The sequence below is a fragment of the Brevundimonas diminuta genome (assembly GCF_039673845.1).
Classification (GTDB): Bacteria; Pseudomonadota; Alphaproteobacteria; order Caulobacterales; family Caulobacteraceae; genus Brevundimonas; species Brevundimonas diminuta_E.
The window spans coordinates 203,969-223,349 of sequence record NZ_JBDJMK010000002.1 but is presented as its reverse complement, the minus strand read 5'-3'; the positions used below and the strand labels follow the sequence as shown (position 1 = coordinate 223,349).

Below are 19,381 nucleotides of genomic sequence, written 5' to 3'. Positions count from 1 at the left end.
GCAGCGGCAGCGACTCAAATGAGCGCTTTCGAGGACGGTAGGCGTGTTCGCAGATTCGGCTCAACCGGCTGAATCCGGGGTCGAGGCGGCGTCTGTGGACGATCCCTTGGCGGCCTTCTTCGGCGCGGGCCCAGGACTTGAAGGAGCGGCCTTCAACGCTGCGATCTCAGCGCGCAGGGCGGCGATCTCGTCCTTCAGCACGTCGAACTCGTCGCGGCGGACCAGATCCATTTCGGCGACGAAGCGGTCGGCCTGTGCGCGCCAGGCGGCCTTGGCCTCTTCACCCGCAGCCTGAGCCAGCCCCATGGCGCCGGTCGTCAGCTTGGCGAACTCATCAAGGAGGGGATTGCGCGTCTGCATGTGCGGCCTCTTGAGAACTCCCGGACCATCGGCCCGAACGTGGTTAACGGTGCATTGATTTGGGTAAACCAAACCTTACCTGTCTGCGGCCTATAGACTGCTTCGCGGGAAAAGCGCGCGACGAATGCAGTCGCCCTTGCTAGACCATGGACAACTTCTGAAGGCGCAGACGGAGGCCCCGTGCCCTTTCCCGAATTCGATCCCGTCCTGATCCACCTCGGCCCCTTGCCCATCCGCTGGTACGCCCTGGCCTATGTGGCCGGGATCGTGCTGGGCTGGTGGTACGCCTCGCGTCTGGCCAAGACCGAACGGCTGTGGGCGCCGGGCCGGTCGCCCGTCGGCGGACAGCAATTGGACGATCTGGTGCTGTGGATCACGCTGGGCGTCATTCTGGGCGGCCGCCTCGGCTACGCCCTCTTCTACAAGCCGGCGATGTTCGCCCAGTTGTTCACCGGCGACAGTCTGGGCGAGCGACTGGAGCTGCTGCAGCTGTGGACCGGGGGCATGAGCTTCCACGGCGGCTTCCTCGGCGTCGTCATCGCCATCGCCCTTTACGCCCGCCGCCAGAAGGTGAACCCGCTCAGCCTTGGCGATCTGATCGCCCCGGTCGCGCCGCTGGGCCTGTTCTTCGGCCGCATCGCCAACTTCATCAACGGCGAACTGTGGGGCCGCGAGACGACGGTTCCCTGGGCCATCCGCTTCTGCAACGAGCGCATCCAGCAGATGTATGGCTTCTGCCCCGCCGGCAACGAGCCGCGCCACCCCAGCCAGCTTTATGAGGCCGGGCTTGAGGGCCTGCTGCTGTTCATCGTCCTGTCGCTGGCGATCTGGAAGTGGCGGATGCTGAAGCGTCCGGGCTTCGTCACCGGCCTGTTCCTGCTGGGCTACGGCGTCTGCCGCGCCGCGCTGGAGAATGTGCGCCAACCCGACGCCGGGCTGGAGAACCTGCCGCTGGGCCTGACCATGGGCATGATCCTGTCGATCCCGATGATGCTGGTCGGCGCCTGGCTGATCTGGCGCGCGCTGAAGAAACCGGAAGTCGCGGAGGCGTAAGACCATCATGGCGGAGACGCTCAAGGACCGGCTGGTCCGCGAGATCGTGCTGACCGGGCCGATGACGGTGACGGACTACGTCACCCGCTGCCTGCACGACCCCAAGGGCGGCTATTACGCCACCCGCCCAGCGCTGGGCGAACGCGGCGACTTCATCACCGCGCCTATGGTCAGCCAGATGTTCGGCGAACTGATCGGCCTGTGGGCGGTCGAGACCTGGACCCGTCTGGGCGCGCCTGAGCGTGTGCGGCTGGTCGAGGTGGGCCCCGGCGACGGCACGCTGATGTCTGACGTGCTGCGCGCGGCGCGGCTGGTCCCCGGCTTCCTGCAGGCGGTCGACCTGATCCTGATCGAGCCCAGCGCCCCCTTACGCGCCGAACAGGCGCGGCGGCTGGCCGACGCCGACGTGCATCCGCGCTGGCTCAGCGCCCTGCACAAGATCGAGACGGACGCCCCGGTCATCCTGATCGCCAATGAGGTGCTGGACTGCCTGCCCGCGCGCCAGTTCATCAAGACCGAGGGCGGCTGGGCCGAGCGCCGCATCGGCGTCACCGACGACAATGAGCTGACCTTCGGCCTGACCGCCATCGCCGACGGCTTCGAAACGCCCGGCTTCGACGTCGAGCCGGGTCAGATCATCGAGATTTCCGAACAGCAGGCCGCCTTCGGCCGTGATCTGGCGACCATGATCCGCGCCGCATCCGGCGCCGCCCTGCTGATCGACTACGGCCGCAGCAGACCCGAGGCGGGCGACACGCTTCAGGCCCTGCGACGGCATCAGAAGGTCGATCCCCTGTCGACGCCCGGCGAGGCCGACCTGACGCAATGGGCCGACTTCCCGCTGGTGCTGGAGGCCGCCGTGCGCGGCGGCGCCGACGTCACCGGCTGCGTCGGCCAGGGCGCCTTCCTCAAGGCGCTGGGGATCGAAGCCCGCGCCCAGCGGTTGATGCAGGGACGCCCCGAGGCCGCCCCGGTCATCCAGCGCCAGCTGGACCGCCTGACCGCGCCGGACCAGATGGGCGAACTTTTCAAGGCGGCGGCGATCTTCTCGCCGCGCTCGCTGGCCCTGCCGGGCTTCTGACGGAGCCTGCCCGAAGATGGAGACGGATGCAGCCATGACCTTCACCGAGCACGAGCGCCAGATCCTGCTGGCGACCAAGGGCGTCGGCCCCAAGGTGATCGAACGGCTGGAAGAACTGGGCGTCGGCGGTTTCGTCCGTCTGGCCCAGGCCGACGCGGCGGTCGTCTGCGCGGGCGCCGCCGCCAGCGTCGGCTCAACCTGCTGGAAGAACAGCCCGCAGGCCCGCAAGGCCGTTCAGGCCGCCATCGACGCTGCCCGCAACGAACTGGAGGGCGCCGCATGAGCCTGAACCCCGTCACCCATCCGCTGCTGACCAGGGCCGGGGTGCGCCACGGCTTCTTCACCCGCGCGGGCGGCGTATCAGAGGGCATCTATTCCGGCCTGAACGCGGGCGTAGGATCAAAGGACGACCCGGCCCACGTCGCCGAGAACCGCCGCCGCGTCGCCGAATGGATGGGCGGCGCCGCCGACGATCTGTGCGGCTGTTATCAGGTCCACTCCGCCGTCGCCCGCGTGGCCGAAAGCGGCTGGGCCGGCGACCGCCCCGAAGGCGACGCCGTGGTCGCGGGCGTCAAGGGGCCGGTGCTGACCGTCCTGACCGCCGACTGCGCGCCCGCGCTGTTCGCCGACGCCGAGGCGGGCGTCATCGGCGCCGCCCACGCGGGCTGGAAGGGCGCCCTTGGCGGGATCATCCATTCGACCGTCACAGCCATGCAGGCGCTGGGCGCCGAACCATCGCGCATCGTCGCCGTCGTCGGCCCCTGCATCGCTCAAGGCTCATACGAGGTCGGCGCCGACTATCAGGACCGCTTCGCCCACCACGACCCCGGCAGCGAACGCTTCTTCGCCCCCGGCGCGACCGACGACAAACGCCAGTTCGACCTGCCCGGCTTCGTCCTGTGGCGACTGGAGCAGGCAGGCGTAGGCGAGGCGGCATGGACGGGCGACGACACGCGCGCGGATGAAGGGCGCTTCTACTCCAACCGCCGCGCCTATCTGACGGGCGAACCGGACTTCGGGCGGTTGATCTCAGCAATCACCCTCACCTGACCCTTCTCCCCTTGTGGGAGAAGGTGGGCGCCGAAGGCGCTCGGATGAGGGGGCCAGCGCGGCATTCGGAAATCATCTCGGCAAGCGATGCGCCCATCCGGACGCCGGGGCGATCGCCCCCCTCATCCGTCAGGTTCCGCCTGCCACCTTCTCCCACAAGGGGAGAAGGAAGCGGTCAGCCCGCCATCGCCATGTCGGGCACGCGCACCGTTTCGCGCCACGCATCCGGCTGGGCCAGCAGGGCGCGGACCAGCTTGTTGTTCAGGGCGTGGCCCGCCTTGACGCCTTCATAGCGGCCCAGCAGCGGCGCGCCGAGCACATACAGGTCGCCGATGGCGTCCAGCGCCTTGTGACGCACGAACTCGCGTTCCATGCGCAGGCCGCCGGGGTTCAGGATCTGGTCGCCGTCGATGACCACGGCGTTCTCCAGCGAGCCGCCGCGGGCCAGCCCCGCCTGACGCAGGGCCTCGACCTCATGGGCGAAGCCGAAGGTCCGGGCCGCCATGATGTCCGAGCGGAAGGTCGCCTCGTCGACGACGAAATCCACCACCTGATTGCCGATGACCGGCGTCGGGAAGTCGATCTCGAAACGCATCTCATAGCGGTCGCAGGGCAGAAGGACAGCGGACTTGTCGCCCTCCTCCACCCGGATCGGCTTCAGGATTTCGATATAGGTCTGGGGCGCTTCCTGACGACGGAAACCCGCGCGGTCCAGCAGTTGCACGAACGGCAGCGCCGAGCCGTCCAGAATCGGCAGTTCCGGCCCGTCCACCTCGATCACGGCGTTCGAGACCCCCAGCGCCGACAGCGCCGCCATCAGATGCTCGATCGTCGACAGGCGCACGCCCGCCGCGTTCTCGATCATGGTGTTCAGGCGCGCATCCACGACCGCATCGCCCGAGACCGGGATACGGTTGTCGCGGTCAGTCACATCCGTGCGCACGAAGACGATGCCGTGGCCGGGCGCAGCCGGGCGCACGACCAGACGCACGCGGCGGCCGGTGTGCACGCCGACGCCGGCGCAGATGGCCGGGGCGACGATGGTCTGTTCGTACTGGTCGTTGCGGACCGTCACTCGGAAACTCTCTGTTGCGCGACCCGCCCCGAACGGGACGGTCTTCGCCTCGCCTGTCGTTTACGCCCCCCGGCTCAAGCCCGAAATGAAAGTCGGGTTTCGGATTGTTTCGGTTCGGCGACGCGCGGGCCCGCCCGCCTCCACACGCAAAAACGCCCCGGAGGTCGGCTCCGGGGCGTTTCTGTATCAGGGCTTTTTGGGTCGATCAGTTCGCGAGGCGGCGAAGAAAGGAGGGGATCTCCAGATCGTCATCGTCGGACTGGCCCACCTGCGGATCCTGCTGTTGCGGCTGCATCGACTGCGTCTGGCGCAGTTGCTGGGTGGTGCGGTTCGACGACGGCGGCGGCGCATAGGACTGCTGCTGTTGCGGCTGCTGACGCTTGCGGCCGAACAGGCTCCAGCCGCTGCGGCGATGATCGCGCTCGTCATAGAAGGGCTCGTCGACGGGCTCTTCATGACGGGCGGCAGGGCGCTGGACCGGCTGTTGCGGCGCCGGTTGCTGACGCTGCTGCGCGCGGTCGAAATAGAGATCGCCCTGCTCCGAAGACGCCGCAGGCTGGGCGCGGCCGGCGCCCTGCTCATATTCCTCGACCCACGGATCGACGATCGGCTCCAGATTGCGCGGCGCGTCACGGATGACCGGTTCGGGCTTGGCTTCAATCTTGGGCTCAGGCGCGCGCGCGGCCGGAGCCTCATAGACCGGAGCCGGCGCGGGTTGCGGGGCGGCGTCGCGCACCGGGTCGATGCGGACTTCCGGCTGACGCGGCGCCGAGTTCGGCAGACCGCCGGTGCGGGTGAAGTTCTGCCCCTGCGGTTCGATCTGCTGGATGACGGCCTCATCCATGCCGGTCGCGACGACCGAGACGCGGATCTTGCCGTCCAGCGCCGGATCGAAGGCCGCGCCGAAGATGATGTTGGCGTCGCCGTCCACTTCGCCGGCGATGGCGTTGGCGGCCTCGTCGACTTCCAGCAGGGTCATGTCCATGCCGCCGGTGATGTTCACCAGCACGGCCTTGGCGCCCTTCAGGCTTGTCTCGTCCAGCAGCGGGTTGGCGATAGCGTTCTGGGCCGCCAGCAGGGCGCGGTCGTCGCCCGTGGCCTCGCCCGTGCCCATCATGGCCTTGCCCATCTCGCTCATCACGGCGCGGACGTCGGCGAAGTCGAGGTTGATCAGGCCCGGCAGGATCATCAGGTCGGTGATCGAACGCACGCCCGAGTGCAGCACCTGGTCGGCCATGCCAAAGGCGTCGGAGAAGGTGGTGCGTTCGTTGGCGACGCGGAACAGGTTCTGGTTCGGGATGACGATCAGGGTGTCGACATAACGCTGCAGCTCGGCCACGCCCGCATCGGCCAGACGCATCCGGTGACGACCTTCAAAGGTGAAGGGCTTGGTCACAACGCCGACGGTCAGGATGCCGCGATCGCGCGCGCATTTGGCAATGACCGGCGCCGCGCCGGTGCCGGTGCCGCCGCCCATGCCGCAGGTGATGAAGACCATGTGCGCGCCTTCCAGGTGCGCATGAATCTCGTCCGCGCTCTCCTCGGCGGCGTTCATGCCGACTTCAGGGTGAGCGCCCGCGCCCAACCCTTGAGTGATCGTCTCACCCAGTTGAATGCGGCGGTCGGTCTTGGCGAAACTCAAGTGCTGGGCGTCGGTGTTGGCGACAACGAACTCCACGCCCTCAAGGCCGGAGTCGATCATGTTGTTGACCGCGTTTCCGCCCGCTCCGCCTACGCCGAAGACGACGATGCGGGGCTTCAATTCCGTGGCTTCCGGCCTGACCAGCGAGAGAGACATAATACAATTCCGACCTAAGGACCCTGCCCTTCGTCCCCGATGCGAACTCCCCGCCGAATCGCATTGGTTATGAGCGCGTTAAGGAAAACCCCGACTGCGTTAACGAAGGGTTACCATGACTAACGCGAGTCGGACTTCTGACCACCCCTTTAAGAGCAGAGCCGCTCGCCTGGAGACAACAAAAAGGGCGCGGCCACAACCGCACCCTTCTCGTCCAACATCTAACTATAGATAGTCAGAAACGGGCTGAAACACCGATCTGATAGTAGCGGCCGATCAAATCGTAAACACCGATGCCGGTGGTGCCCAATGGCGGTTCGACATCAAAGACGTTACGGACCTGCAATCTAGCCGTAACACCGCTCATCCCCAGGCGGTTAGTATCAAACCGATAGGCTAGGGAGAGATCGTTCAGATAATATTCACGAACGGTTAGAGGTGTATAATTCTCTATCGTTGCAGTGTTACTAAACTTACTTTCTCCAGTATATCTTACAGTCCACTGAGCCCCAAAGCCGCCTCGGGTATAGGCCGTATCCAATTTCCAACGGGTCTCAGGCGTACCGATAGTGTTGGCGGAATTTGCCAGATCGAAACCCAAACCCGTCACTGAAGACTCATAGGTCTCAGTACGGAAAATATCTAAATCCCAACTTATACGCCCCCCCAAACCTGACAGAGACTGATATTCATCAAGATTAATCGCATACTCAACTCCCCCGGCCCAACCAGAGAAATTCAGATAGCCCGCATTAACAAAACCAGATTTCGGCCCGACGCCGTTGGGCGCCATGTCGGCCCCCAAAATCTGGCCCGCCAAGCTGGTATCGCCGTTCATCAACTCTTTATTCCCACGCTGAAACCGGCCGCATACCGCCGGATCAGGATTAGGAACATCGTAGCAAACCTGAAGAATTGAAGTAAGCGTGAAATTGGCTATGGCATTGGTCAAATCAATCTTCACCCAATCAAACGAGATTGCAAGATTAGGTATAAACTTAGGTTGGTAGACAAAACCGTATGTTTCTTGATCCGCGACTTCATTTTTGAGGTTCGGATTACCCGACGTCGTACCACGTTGCGTAGCAGACTGAATTATAGAGGTTAGTTGAAAATCTTCCGGAAGACCTAGGCGCTTAAACTCCTGCTGGCAATTCGCTTTACGCGCTGCCGGATTTGGACCGCTATTAATGTTCCGATAATCACACGGATCAGTCGCGCTCATGAAGCTGGTCGACTCCGGCGTGAACAACTCAGTGATCGCCGGCGCCCGGAATGAGCGACTAATGCTGCCTCGGATCAACAAATCATCAATGGGGCGCCAGCGCAGCCCGGCAGCCCATGCTTCGTCCTTGCCTGCGATGGAATTGTCGACTGAACGATACGAACCATCGAGCGCCAGCTCCCTCAGCAGCGGGAAGGTGAAGTCTCCACCAAAGACTGGAACCGATAGCTCACCGTACCACTCATTGGTGCTGTATTCCCCCTTCATAGGACTGATAGGCGCCGTACGTCCAACACCAAGACGCGAAGCTTCATTCGGCTGAAACTCTGACTCCTCCTTGCGATACTCATACCCTACATTGAACGCCACAGGTCCTGCTGGTAGCCTGTACAGATCACCGCCGAAGTTCGCTTCATAGGTCGCCTGCTTAATCGTGTAGTCCTGACGGAATGTCGTTCCGATGTAATCCAATGCCGCCTGACTACGCGCGCCTTTGCCGAACAGATTCAAAGGCACGCAGCCTGCGGCGCGAGCAACCGGATCAGCACATTGAGGATCGCCATTTGACGCTCGGTTGACGTTGATCGCCTCTGCAAAACGCGACTGGACAATATTGTCCTGCCGGAAAAACCCTTCATTGCGACCATGATTGGCTGCAATATTCCAGAAAAAGGTACGCCCAACAGCCTCAAAGTCACCGTTAAGATTGAGTACCGCTCGTATTGTATCTGACTCTGCATAATTTTTTGGCTTAACCAAATCTGTAGATGCACGATGAACCCAGAACAATCGTTCGCCTGGATTATTAGCATCCATCGGCAACGGTACAGGCTGACTTAAAATGGCTGCGCGAGTAGCCGCCGAAAGAAATGGGTTCGCGGTCGAGAACCGCAGAGCACCAGATGTCCCACCGAAAATTCCACTATTGTAGATAGGCTGATTATAATCTTCGGATGCCTCTGTATGGTTGTAAAACACCTCAGCGTCCAAGCGGATGCGCGGTGTAAATTCATATGTACTGAAGAAGGTGGCGTTATGGCGCTTCACAGGTGCCTGTAACGATGTAAGCTCCGCCAGATTCAATCCGTCTCCACCAGAAGAGATAGACTGCTGCACAAATTTTCCGGCATCATAGGGCACCAACGAACCATCTGGTGCAAACTGAGCCATCACGCGGCGCCCCGCATTGTTCGGATCAGCAATCGTAAGAACATTCGCCAAACCGATACCTGAGGTACGGAAAGGCAGACCGCCCTGCGTCAGCTCAGGCAAGCGGCGGTTAAAATACCATATCTGAGCAGGAATTCCATCATTAGGACTGGTATTCTCTGGGTTATTACCTCTAATCATCTGCAACGCGGTACGATCTCGATCCTTATAACCGAGCGAATCTGTTTCCGCGTATTCATAACTACCGGCCACACTCAAACGATCATCCAGCAAGGTCTTTCCACCGGTCAGACGCAGGCGCACCTGATCGCCGTCGCTGCGATCGGAAATTCCATACTCAGCGTTTAACTCGAGTCCTTCGAAGTTCTTCTTTGTGATGACATTGATAACGCCAGCAACAGCGTCTGAACCATAGACCGCGCCGCCCGTCGCCTGGACCGTCTCGACTCGATCAATAAGGGCCGTAGGAATCGATGAAAAATCGACCTGTCCACCCGCACTAGCCCCCGAGAAAATCGAAGAAACATTGCCGCCAACGAAGCGGCGGCCATTTACCAGAACCAGCGTGCGGTTTGTGCCAAGATTGAACAGATTGACGAAGCTTCGCCCGACGCCGAAACCTGCCTGATCACCATCTGGAGTGATCGGAACACCAGAAACTGGCTGCTGATGCAGCGCCTGCGCCACATTGGCGAAGCCCTTATTATCAATTGTCTCTGACGACACGACCGTCAAAGGTGAAGCTGACGTCAGGTCATTACGCCGAATACGCGACCCTGTTACAACAACTTCAGAAACTTCGGTCGCGCGCTGATCGTTGGGCGGCTCTGCGACTTGCGCAAAAGCTGGACCCGACACGGCAATGACACCTGCCAGAACAGTCGTGCCAAAAAGATAATTTCTTTTCGAATTCATAGGTATAGACCTCAACATCTATCGCCATACCGGCTAACCAGAACGCACCGCGCCCAGCTCCGAAGACATTGAGGTCTAACTTCAAATTACAGATCAGCAATATTATTAACTCAAATAAGCCGACTTCCTACCGTACATGAAGCATGAATGACACAAATTTACTACGTAAATACACCTAGCTTGCCATATTTAAGTATTTATAATACAAAAACAACGATCATATAGTTGAGATATAGATATCAAAGCTGTCCATATTTGCAAATACGAACGATGGTTTTTGGAAAAGATTGCTCCATCGGATCGAGTCAAATGGCCTAAATCGCGCCCACCTAGAGAGTCCGAGATCTCAAACGCGCATAGCAGCGCACCCAAATATCGCAATCTCAGAACAAAACATCAGGACAACCACCTAGGCGACAACTAATAATTATGATGATTTACAATAATATGCCAAACTACCGGTATTTAATACTGTCAAAATAGTTCGTACGACCTTGCCTTAGGGCATCAGGCGGCACAGACGTATGTCAAAAACGACCCGGCCGCCATGACAGGATTACGCCACCGGTACGCGGGCGGATCGGCGTGGTGGTCAAGGCTTCAGGCAGACTGAAGGGGTCGCCAAAGGCGAAAGTGTTGGCCGATGTATTGAATGGATTGTCGACATAGGCCGTCAGGCGCCAGCGCCGCATAGCCAGCCCCGCAGAGATACGACCTGTGACGTAGTCGCCCATTTTGTTTCGTGGCTCAGCGTCAAACGTCAGACGGGATGGCCCGACATAGGCGACGTTAGCCGAACTGAAAACAATCAGGTCGGGGCCGATCTGGCGTTTCCAATTCAGATGGACATTGGCCGAAACGGCAGGAACGCCAGGCAGGCTTGTGCGCGGACGCGCATCGAAATCAAAACTCGGCTGCGTCAACTTCGGCCTTGAAATGAGCGCGTTCGCCTTCAGCTCCAGTTCTGAAGTCAGGCGCCAATTGGTTTCAAGCTCCAGCCCCGTATTAACGCCATCACCAACATTAACGGCGTAAACCAGACCGCTAGGCAGGAACTGGTCGCTTTGGATATCCGTCCAGTCGGCGTGAAAAAGGGCGACGCGCGTCTGCACCCGACCATTCCACAAAAGGCCTTTAGCCCCGATCTCATAGTTCCACAGGACATCGCCGGAATAGAACTGTTCCGGCTCGCTGTATTTGCCCTCAAAGCCCCACTCGATCGGACCAGCAGTATTGAACCCGCCCGCCCGGTGCCCCCTGGCGACCTGTGCATAATAGGACCATGAACCTATCGGCTGATAGGCCAGCGTCACGCGGGGCGAAAACCCCCTGTCTTCGCCTTCACCATCAAAAGGCCGCGTCTCCGTCCCTTGGCGCACCAGCGACCGCGTACGATCCACACCCCGATAATAACGCCCGCCGACAGCCAGGTTCAGGCTTGGCGTCAGGTCGTAACCCGCCTCGCCGAAAACGGCGAGTTCATAGCGCTCGTCCTGGCGTTCTTCAGTGTAGGTCAGTTCACGATATGGCCACAAAGTCCAAAGCTCTGCATCACTTCGCGTCTCGCCGGTCGAGGCGAACACTCCGGCCAACCACCGCAGACGCCCCTGTTGCGGCGAACTGTAGACCGTCTCGAAAATCGTCAGGTTTATCCTCTTGGCGTCATCCAGAGCACCGATGAGGCCATGGGAGCCGAAGAAAGCCAGGCCCGCAGAGGCGTCATACCGGCTGGTGAAATCATGGTTGACCCGAGACAGGGTCGTTTCAAGACTGCCCCAGTCGCCCGTGCCCTCGACCGACAGGTGCACTTCGCGGAAGTCATTGTCATGCGGTTCACGGACCAGTCTGCTGCGCTTATGGCCGCCTGACGTCCGATGAACATAGTGTGTATCTTCTGTCTCGATCCGCTGCCGAATGCCGCCGGCGCTCAAAGTCCACCCGCCGCCAAGGTTCAATGAGGCTGCGAGCCGCCCGCCGCGCCGCTGGCCGCTGTTCACATGCCTGCGGCTCTGACTGGCGTCGTTCAGATAGCCGCCGTTCTCTTCAGCATAGACAACGCCCCGGATCGCGCCTGCCTGACCTGGCAAGGGCGCGTTGGCCATCAAAGAGAAGTCCGTATTTTGACCGCCGCCTTCGATCTTGGACAGGGAGGCGCTCATCTCCAACTGCTCATTCACGGTATCAGGCGCCATCGGAACAATGCGCACGATGCCGCCGATCGGCCCGGTGCCATAGAGAGCGCCCTGCGGTCCGCGCAGAACCTCGACGCGATCCAGATCGACCAGCTTAAGGTCCGGGTCAGGCGCGCTGTAGGTCAAAGGCGAGCGGTTGAAATAGATACCCACCGTCGATTGCGTCTGGCCGGTGAACGCGCCGTCCGACATGCCTCGCAGCAGAATCTTGTTACGACCCGACCCTAGATTCGTCACCGTCATGCCTGCAATCAGGGCGCTGAGACCATTGGCGCCTTCTGCGCCAGCGTCCTCAATCTGAGCGTCGGACAGGGCGGTGATTGCGGATGAGGCGGACTGGGGCGAGCCGGTTCGACGCTCGGCTGTGACGATCACGTCGCTGAGTTGAGTGACCATAACTTCAGGCGGTGCGGGCGGCGCCGGGATCGGCCGTGCCGTCGGTGCGGCGGCACGGACCGAGGCCCGGCGGATGACGATGCTGCGGTTCGGCCCATGCGCATAGTCGCACCCGCTGTCCGCCAGAACCACATTCAGGGCGGCTTCCAGCGACATCACGCCCTGCAGGCGCACCGACCGTCCCCGACAGGCGCCAAGATCCCCGCCCAACGGTGTCCGAGCCTGAATGGCGACCTCAAGCAGGGCCTCAGACCGGCGTTGCGGCGGCACATTGAAACGAAATGTGCGGTCGAATGCGGACACGTCCGTCGCCGACAGACTTGCGGCGCAGGTCAAGGCGATCCCCGTGCAGACGCCGAACCGTCTAGCGCGCGGTGATGCGAACCTCGTTTGAGGCGCGTTCAATCCTGACTGGGGCAAAAGCTTCGAGTTGCCCAAGGACGTTCACTTCATCATCAGCTTTCAATACGCCGCTGAATCGCAGTTCGCGCGCCGCATCGTCTGCTATAACCGCCTTGTCCAGATAGAGCGACAGGTCATCAACGACCTCCGCCAGACGGGCCTCATGATAAACCAGAATGCCGTCACGACGCACGCCGATCGTTTCCGGGTCCTCGGTCGCGACGGAAACAGCGCCCCGGCCCGACTGGCGCAGGCTCTGCCCCGCAGACAGGTCCGTCGGTCGGGCGGCGCCCGAAGGGGTGACGGCGACCCGTCCGCGCTCGACCTGAACAACAAAGCGTTCGCCCTGATGGATGACGTCGAACGCCGTGCCCAATACGCGGACGTTGCGATCTCCCGCGTGGACGATAAAGGGTCGGGCCGCATCATGGGTCACGTCAAAGGCCGCTTCGCCGCCGCCCAGAAGAATATCGCGCTGACGCCGTCCGATCCTCGCTTCGAGCGTCGTGTGACGGTTCAGCCAAACTTCCGACCCATCCGCGAGGGTTATGGTTTCGGCCCTGTCGCCCGTGGCGTGCCTTTCGACCTGAGGGCGCATGGTCTGCGTCCACACGCCCAGCGCCAACACAGCGCAGGCCGCAGTCGCCGCGACCCCATACATCCAGCGCCGCCTAGCGCCACGAACCGGACGATCGTCATTGGCGGGTTTCAGACGACCAGGGACGTCTTCAGACCTATCTTCAGGTGAATCTTCATCAGCATCGACCCACGCCTGTTCGACCGCATCATAGGCCAGCCGTCGCTCTGGATCGGCTTCGATCCAGTCGATGAAGGCCAGCCAGTCGGCCTCGCTCGCATCAAGGTCGCGCAGCCTGGCGAACCAGGCGACGGCCTCCTGCATGATCTGCGTCCTGTCGGTCATCGCGTCACGTCCGGCGTCCGTTCTGAAACGCCTCCAACCTTTTGACGACGCGGAGCGGCGAACGCCTCAAAGAAACCGTTCACAGCCCCTCGCCCACCTCTGCGATCCTGTCGGGCAGTCGCCTGCTTCCATTGCGCCCTCATCGCCCACGCCTCGTCGCCAGCGCCTTCAAGGCCTGCATCATGCGTTTCTCAACGGTGCTGCGCGATACGCCAAGCCGAGCCGCCACCTCGGCGTAGCTTAGCTCCTCGAACTTATGCAGGCGGAAGACGGTCTGTGTTCCCTCGGGCAGGTCCGCCAGCGCAGCCGAGACGGCGGCCAGGCCCTGACGTGCCGCCACGACCTTTTCCGCTGACGGCGTCTCATCGGCCTCCCCCTGGTGCAGGGCCGCCCAGGCGCTGTCACGGGCCGCCGAACGCATGCCCGAGCGCCAGCGGTCCATCATCAGGTTTGACGCCAGCCGGTACAGATAGGCCTTGGGCTCGCGCACCTCGACGTCCGGCGCCGCCTGAAGCTTCAGATACAGCTCCTGAAGCAGGTCTTCGACATCAGCCTGCGTCCCCAGACGCGCCCGGAAGAAACGGCTCAGCGCGTCACGCTGTTCAAGATAGACCGCAAAAAGGTCTTCGCCATGGGCGCGGCTGCTCAACGGCCCGCCTCCGCCCACAACAGGGGCAGGCGCCGCTTCATGATTTTCAGCGTGGCTCCCATCATCCGTCAGTTCATGCCTCGCGCTATTCGATGAGGCAAGCGGGCGAGGACGCCGTCTTAAGAAACGAAGCATCGCGTTTGGTGCTGCGTTTTCACCAGAGTTCCCGGCATGAAGCCGTTTGCGCCTCGATCCGCCTATCTGAACTGGCTCGCCGAGACCCTGCGCGTGGGGGAAGAGCCCCAGCCGACGACGCGCCCGCCCGATGACCTCGTTCTGGGCTACGCCACCGGCTATGATGCGGTCACGATCACGCCCTTCGTTCGGTCGCTGCGCGCGCATTTCGACGGGCCTGCCGCCCTTGTGGTCGATAAGCGTCCGGATGTCCTGAAACTGCTGGATGAACATGCCGTAGAGGCCGTCTTCATCGATAAAGTCGATGGCTGGGCGCCGCATCCCGTCATGGCGCGCTTTGGCCTTTACGCCCGATTGGTCGAGCGCTGGCCCCACGCCGCCAATGTCCTGCTGACCGACGTTCGCGACGTAATTTTTCAGGCCGATCCTTTTCAGCCCCGCTCCAGTCGTCTGGAGGTCTTCGTCGAATACGAAGAAGGCCGGTTGGGCGATCACGCCTTCAACATGAAGTATCTGACCGCCCTGGTTGGCGAAGACCTGGCCGAACTGCTGAAGGCCAAGCCCTGTATCTGCGTCGGCACCGTCATGGGCCCGCGCGAGGAGATCATCCGGTTCTGCCGCATCCTGCTGATACTGGCGGCCATTCCCCGTTCAGAAATCGGGGGAGCCTTCGGCGCCGATCAAGCGGCCTGTAATCTGGCGGTGCATCTGGGCCTGATACCGGCGTCCGTGCGCAGGAATTTCGGCCGGGTCGCGACCCTGGGCATGACCGACGGAAGCCTTCTGGGCTTCGTTAACGACCGCGTCACCAACCCCGACGGCGGCGCCAGCCCCATCGTGCATCAGCACGACCGGCACCCGCATCTGGCCAGCGCAACCCATGCGCACTGGGCCGCCGGCGAAGAGCCGCGCGAACGCGTCGAACCCAAAACCGTAGCCGAGCGCGGACGTCGGCTGAAGCAATCGCTGCTGAGGCGGCTCCCGGAGTTGCGTTGATTCACATGTATAGTTTTCCCGACGCTGGAGTTCGCCATGTATGACGATTGGCGCGCAGGGTTCGCGCGTCGGCCGCTTGCTGCTGTCATGGAAGCAGGCCTGCCTCACCCGGACGATATCGTCTGGCTGCCGCCCCTCCCTCGCAGTTTCCAGTATGTGGCTGATCCGTTCGGCATTGAACGCGACGGCGTCCTGACCGTCTTCGCCGAGTTCTATGACTATCGCACGCGATGCGGCGACATCCGCTATTATCAATATGAAGGCGACCGCCTGACCGGACAGGGCGTGGCCCTGGCCGAGCCTTTCCACCTGTCCTATCCCGCGCTGATCGAGGATGACGGGCGGCTGTTCATGCTGCCCGAGGGGCACAAGAGCGGCGCCCTGACCCTGTATGAGTGCGAGCGCTTCCCCGACCGCTGGCGCCCGTGCGCCCGCCTGCTGGACCTGCCCGCCATCGACGCAACGGTCACGCGCCATGACGGGCGCTGGTGGATGTTCTACGCCCTGCCCGGACCGAACGATCGGTCAATGCGCGAGCTCCACATCGCCTGGGCCGATAGCCTGACCGGCCCGTGGCGCCAGCATGAAAACAACCCTGTCCGCAGCAACCTGGCGGACTCGCGGCCCGGCGGCACGCCCTTCGTGCACAAGGGGCTGCTGCACCTGCCGGTCCAGGATTGCGACGGCGGTTATGGCCGCGCGATCCATCTGTTGCGGATCAATGACCTGACGCCGACGACATTCGCCGCCACCCCTGTGCGCCGCCTGGCGCCGGGCGGTCTGGCCGAGGGCTTCATGGATGGCCTGCACACCCTGTCCGGCGGCCCGCTGACCTTTCTCGACGTCAAGGGGCTGCGGTCTTCGCGCCGCGAAGCGCTCATCACCCGAATCTACAAGCTCCGCCGCCTGTTCAGGCTGGACGGGCCGCGGCGGCCCCAACCACCGAGGATCGCCTGATATGCTAAACGCCGCCCCTCGTATCGCCATCGTCATGCCGCGCGGCGGACGCATGGAAGCCAAGCGCCTCAACTCGATGGAAACGGTCGCCCTGACCCTGAACCGGTTCAGCGCCTATCGGAACTCGACGGTCTTCGTCTGCGAGGAAGGCGCCGAAGCTCTGGCCGAACCGGACGCCACCCTTTGCGTTCCGGCCGGATTGAGCCGACGCGCCCACGCCGCCGCCGTGCTCAAGGTCCTGAAGGCCTGGCAGCCAGACATTGTGGAATTTCACCAGCAGCTGTGCAGCGCCGCCTATGTCGCCAAACGTCTGCCGAACGCCCGCAGTCTGTTCTTCCGCCACACCAGCGTGACAAGGCCGCGCAATCCATTGAGACGCCTGCGTCGCCGGGTAACGCTGCGCCTCTTCGATCACATTGTCCTGGTCAGCCGTACAGCGAAGGAAGAGTTCCTGGCGGACTATCCCGACCTGGCGGACCGCACCATCGCCATCGCCAACTCGATCGATATGGCCACATGGCGCGGAAACGCCGACCGCAAGGAGCAGTTGCTCCTGTTCTCGGGTCGCGCCCTGCCTGAAAAGGGACTGGACGCCTTCTGCCAGGCGCTGTCGATCGTACTGGATCAGGCGCCCGGATGGCGCGCCGCCTTGGCCCTGGGCGAATGGGAGCGCAGCGCCGCCTGGGCGGACGCCTGCATCCGGCCTCTGGAACGGTTCGGCGATCGGGTCGAAATCCACCGCTCAGCATCCCTCAGCGCCGTTCAGACCATGAACCGGCGCGCAGCCATCGCCGTCACCCCCTCACGCGTGAAAGAGGCCATGGGTCTGACCGCCATGGAGGCCCTGGCCAGCGGCGCCGCCCTGATCTCGTCCGGTCGCGGCGGACTGCGTGAAGCCAGCGGCGTTTACGCCATCTATGTCGACCCGCCGGAAGCGCCCCCGCTGGCGCAGGCCATGCTGGCGCTCATACGAGATGAGCAGACCCGCCAAACCCTGGCGCGTCAGGGTCAGGCCTATGTCGCGCGAACCCATGACCCGGTCGTGCGCGCCAGCGAGTTGGACGAATACCGGCAGAGCCTCATCAGCAACGCCACATCCCGCGCCGCCCGCCGTCCCGCCCTGACCATGGAAATGCTTCGCGCATGAGCCTCCGCAACTTCATTTCCCGCATACGCACCCGTAAGGAAACCGCCCGCATCCGCGCCCTGCCTGATCGTCAGCTCATGGCCAGCAGCTTTATTCCCGCGCTGGCCGCCACAGGCGGGACGCTGCTGTGGATCGGGACTCGCGTCTATACGGCCGACGATTACGCTGCGCTTGAGCGCAACGGCGCAACGGTCTGGACAACCGACATCGAACCGAAGGCCGCCCGCTGGGGACACAGGACGCGCCACCGGCCGGGTGACGCCTGCGCTATTGATCGGGTCTTTCCTGACATCATGTTCGACGCGGTGATCAGTAACGGCGTCTTCGGCTTCGGCATCGACACGGTCGAGATGCAAAGACAAAGCCTGACGTCCATGGCGCGCGTGCTGAAGCCAGGCGGCCTGCTTCTGCTGGGGTGGAATACGGACAGGATCCCCGATCCGGTCGCCGGCGGACTGACCAGCGCCCTCTACCGGCCGGACGATTTTGCGGGAACGCCGTCGCGAACGACCTTTGACGACGTCACCCACGTCTACGACTGCCTCTGGAAGCGTTGATCCCCCGCGTTTTCAGAGTTCAGGCGGCGGAAGGCGCTCATCCCGCGCCTTCCGCCCAACCTATTTTCAGACCTGCGGCGCCTCGGTGCGGATCACCATGGCGGCGGCGTCCGCCACCGGCGGTTCGCAGTGCGGCGCCAGCGCCTCGAAGAACCAGCGCGGGTCGACCGCCTGTTCCGGCGCATGGACGCCGGGGCGGCCCTTCTGCTCGATGATGAAGCGCAGGCCGATGCTCATGGGGATGCCCGTCGCCTTGGCCATGCCGTCCGGCATGGCGGCCGGGCGGCAGGCCGAGACGACGCGCTGGCCGTCGCGGCGCCCCGTCGCCAGGGCGAAGAAGTGCGGCAGCGGCCCCGGCTCGCCTAGCGCCGGAAGCGCCTCGACGATGCGCGCGTGGCGGGCCTCATCGACGTTGAACAGGGCGCGAGCGCCGTCCTCGATCGTCAGCGCCCCCGCCTGAATATCGTGGCGCACCGTGCCGATGGCGGCGATCACCGTGGTCGGCATCACCATCGCGTTCAGGATGCGCCCGCCCGCCTTGACCGTGTTGACCAGGGTGACAGGCTCTGGATGGCCGACGGTGTAGACCGTGCCGGTCCCGACGCCGGGATAGTCCAGTTCAACGCCTTCCAGCGGCTGAGTGTCCGCCAGGCGCCCGCCGTCGGCGATGCGGATGTCGCCCGCCAGTTGGTGAATCCAGTGGATGGTCGCCGCTGAGACCGGCTGGCTGCGGTCTTCATCGTCCAGATCGACGCCCCAGCAGGTGTAGAGGTTCTCGACCTCATCCAGCCCCTCGACCGCCAGCATGGCCAGCAGGTTGGAGGCGCCGGGGCTGGCGCCCATGCCGACCAGGGCGACCACGCCCGCCTCGCGCGCGGCGGCGTCCAGCTCCAGCATGGACAGGGTCGGCTCCCAGTCGTCGCATATGTCGACGTAGTGCGTGCCCGTCTCGATCGCCGCCTGCAGGATGGAGGCGCCGAAGCGGTAGAAGGGCCCCGCCGCATTCATCACCACATCGGCTTCTGACAGGGCGCCCTTCAGGCTGGCGGCGTCGGTCGCATCGACGGCGCGGGCGCTGACCGTCACGCCGGACGGCGCGGCGGGGATCAGGGAATCGGCCAGGGCGCGCGCCCTCGGCTCATCACGGTCGGCGATGACGATCGACGTCAGCGACGGCGTGTTCAGGGAGGCCAGCGCCGCCGCCGCTCCCATTTCACCCGCGCCCAAGAACAGAACCCGCATCGACAACACCCTTGCAAAGAGGACCGGAAATCGTCCCTATACAAAAATCACAACAGTTG

At 63.0% G+C, this 19,381-nt stretch carries 16 protein-coding genes; 8 read left to right on the top strand and 8 right to left on the bottom strand.

All coding sequences use genetic code 11. The features are described from left to right. Positions 1-60: 60 nt before the first annotated feature. A complete protein-coding gene (locus ABE454_RS02995; RefSeq protein WP_346528896.1) occupies positions 61-360 on the bottom strand; it encodes an accessory factor UbiK family protein in 300 nt (99 codons plus the stop codon). A 180-nt stretch (positions 361-540) separates the two neighbouring features. On the opposite strand from ABE454_RS02995, the gene lgt reads away from it, so the two are divergent. Genes lgt through pgeF form a run of 4 tightly spaced genes read left to right on the top strand, consistent with a single transcriptional unit; the run spans position 541 to position 3,544 of the window. Beyond that, positions 541-1,413 carry a prolipoprotein diacylglyceryl transferase gene (gene lgt / locus ABE454_RS02990; protein WP_346528894.1) on the top strand — a complete coding sequence of 291 codons (873 nt, stop codon included), beginning with the start codon at positions 541-543 and terminating at the stop codon, positions 1,411-1,413. A gap of 7 nt (positions 1,414-1,420) precedes the next feature. Beyond that, on the top strand, positions 1,421-2,494 hold the full coding sequence (locus tag ABE454_RS02985; protein ID WP_346528892.1) for a class I SAM-dependent methyltransferase: 1,074 nt from the start codon (positions 1,421-1,423) through the stop codon (positions 2,492-2,494). Positions 2,495-2,510: 16 nt separating this feature from the next. Next, on the top strand, positions 2,511-2,777 hold the full coding sequence (locus ABE454_RS02980) for a helix-hairpin-helix domain-containing protein (protein ID WP_346528889.1): 267 nt from the start codon (positions 2,511-2,513) through the stop codon (positions 2,775-2,777). Next, the gene (pgeF, locus tag ABE454_RS02975) at positions 2,774-3,544 is read left to right on the top strand and encodes a peptidoglycan editing factor PgeF (RefSeq protein ID WP_346528888.1); all 771 of its coding nucleotides are present in this window, start codon (positions 2,774-2,776) and stop codon (positions 3,542-3,544) included. The genes ABE454_RS02980 and pgeF overlap by 4 nt, the downstream gene beginning before the upstream one ends. Before the next feature lie 175 nt (positions 3,545-3,719). Here the strand turns inward: pgeF and lpxC are convergent, their stop codons facing one another. From lpxC to ABE454_RS02945, 6 genes are all read right to left on the bottom strand, one after another. After that, positions 3,720-4,619, bottom strand: a complete 900-nt coding sequence (lpxC, locus tag ABE454_RS02970; protein ID WP_346528887.1) for a UDP-3-O-acyl-N-acetylglucosamine deacetylase — start codon at positions 4,617-4,619, stop codon at positions 3,720-3,722. 205 nt (positions 4,620-4,824) lie between these two features. Continuing rightward, the gene (gene ftsZ, locus ABE454_RS02965; protein WP_346528885.1) at positions 4,825-6,417 is read right to left on the bottom strand and encodes a cell division protein FtsZ; all 1,593 of its coding nucleotides are present in this window, start codon (positions 6,415-6,417) and stop codon (positions 4,825-4,827) included. 235 nt (positions 6,418-6,652) lie between these two features. Continuing rightward, positions 6,653-9,727: a TonB-dependent receptor domain-containing protein gene (locus ABE454_RS02960; protein WP_346528883.1), complete on the bottom strand. Its 3,075-nt coding sequence runs from the start codon at positions 9,725-9,727 to the stop codon at positions 6,653-6,655. 527 nt (positions 9,728-10,254) lie between these two features. Beyond that, entirely contained in the window at positions 10,255-12,618 is a 2,364-nt protein-coding gene (locus ABE454_RS02955) for a TonB-dependent receptor (protein WP_346528881.1), read from the bottom strand. A 61-nt stretch (positions 12,619-12,679) separates the two neighbouring features. Continuing rightward, positions 12,680-13,639 (bottom strand): FecR family protein, encoded by a 960-nt coding sequence (locus ABE454_RS02950; RefSeq protein ID WP_346528879.1) that lies wholly within the window; start codon positions 13,637-13,639, stop codon positions 12,680-12,682. Between the two features lie 139 nt (positions 13,640-13,778). Then, positions 13,779-14,288, bottom strand: a complete 510-nt coding sequence (locus ABE454_RS02945) for an RNA polymerase sigma factor (RefSeq protein WP_346528877.1) — start codon at positions 14,286-14,288, stop codon at positions 13,779-13,781. A 171-nt stretch (positions 14,289-14,459) separates the two neighbouring features. Here ABE454_RS02945 and ABE454_RS02940 point away from each other — a divergent pair, with 171 nt between their 5' ends. Genes ABE454_RS02940 through ABE454_RS02925 form a run of 4 tightly spaced genes read left to right on the top strand, consistent with a single transcriptional unit; the run spans position 14,460 to position 18,080 of the window. After that, entirely contained in the window at positions 14,460-15,419 is a 960-nt protein-coding gene (locus ABE454_RS02940) for a hypothetical protein (protein ID WP_346528876.1), read from the top strand. 36 nt (positions 15,420-15,455) lie between these two features. Then, entirely contained in the window at positions 15,456-16,376 is a 921-nt protein-coding gene (locus ABE454_RS02935; protein ID WP_346528874.1) for a glucosamine inositolphosphorylceramide transferase family protein, read from the top strand. Between the two features lies 1 nt (position 16,377). Next, positions 16,378-17,523, top strand: a complete 1,146-nt coding sequence (locus ABE454_RS02930) for a glycosyltransferase family 4 protein (protein WP_346528872.1) — start codon at positions 16,378-16,380, stop codon at positions 17,521-17,523. After that, complete coding sequence (locus ABE454_RS02925; protein WP_346528870.1) at positions 17,520-18,080, top strand: class I SAM-dependent methyltransferase; 561 nt, start codon at positions 17,520-17,522, stop codon at positions 18,078-18,080. The genes ABE454_RS02930 and ABE454_RS02925 overlap by 4 nt, the downstream gene beginning before the upstream one ends. A gap of 66 nt (positions 18,081-18,146) precedes the next feature. On the opposite strand, the gene ABE454_RS02920 is transcribed toward ABE454_RS02925, so the two are convergent. Further along, positions 18,147-19,322, bottom strand: coding sequence for a saccharopine dehydrogenase family protein (locus tag ABE454_RS02920; RefSeq protein WP_346528867.1), 1,176 nt, complete (start codon positions 19,320-19,322; stop codon positions 18,147-18,149). Between the last annotated feature and the right edge of the window lie 59 nt (positions 19,323-19,381).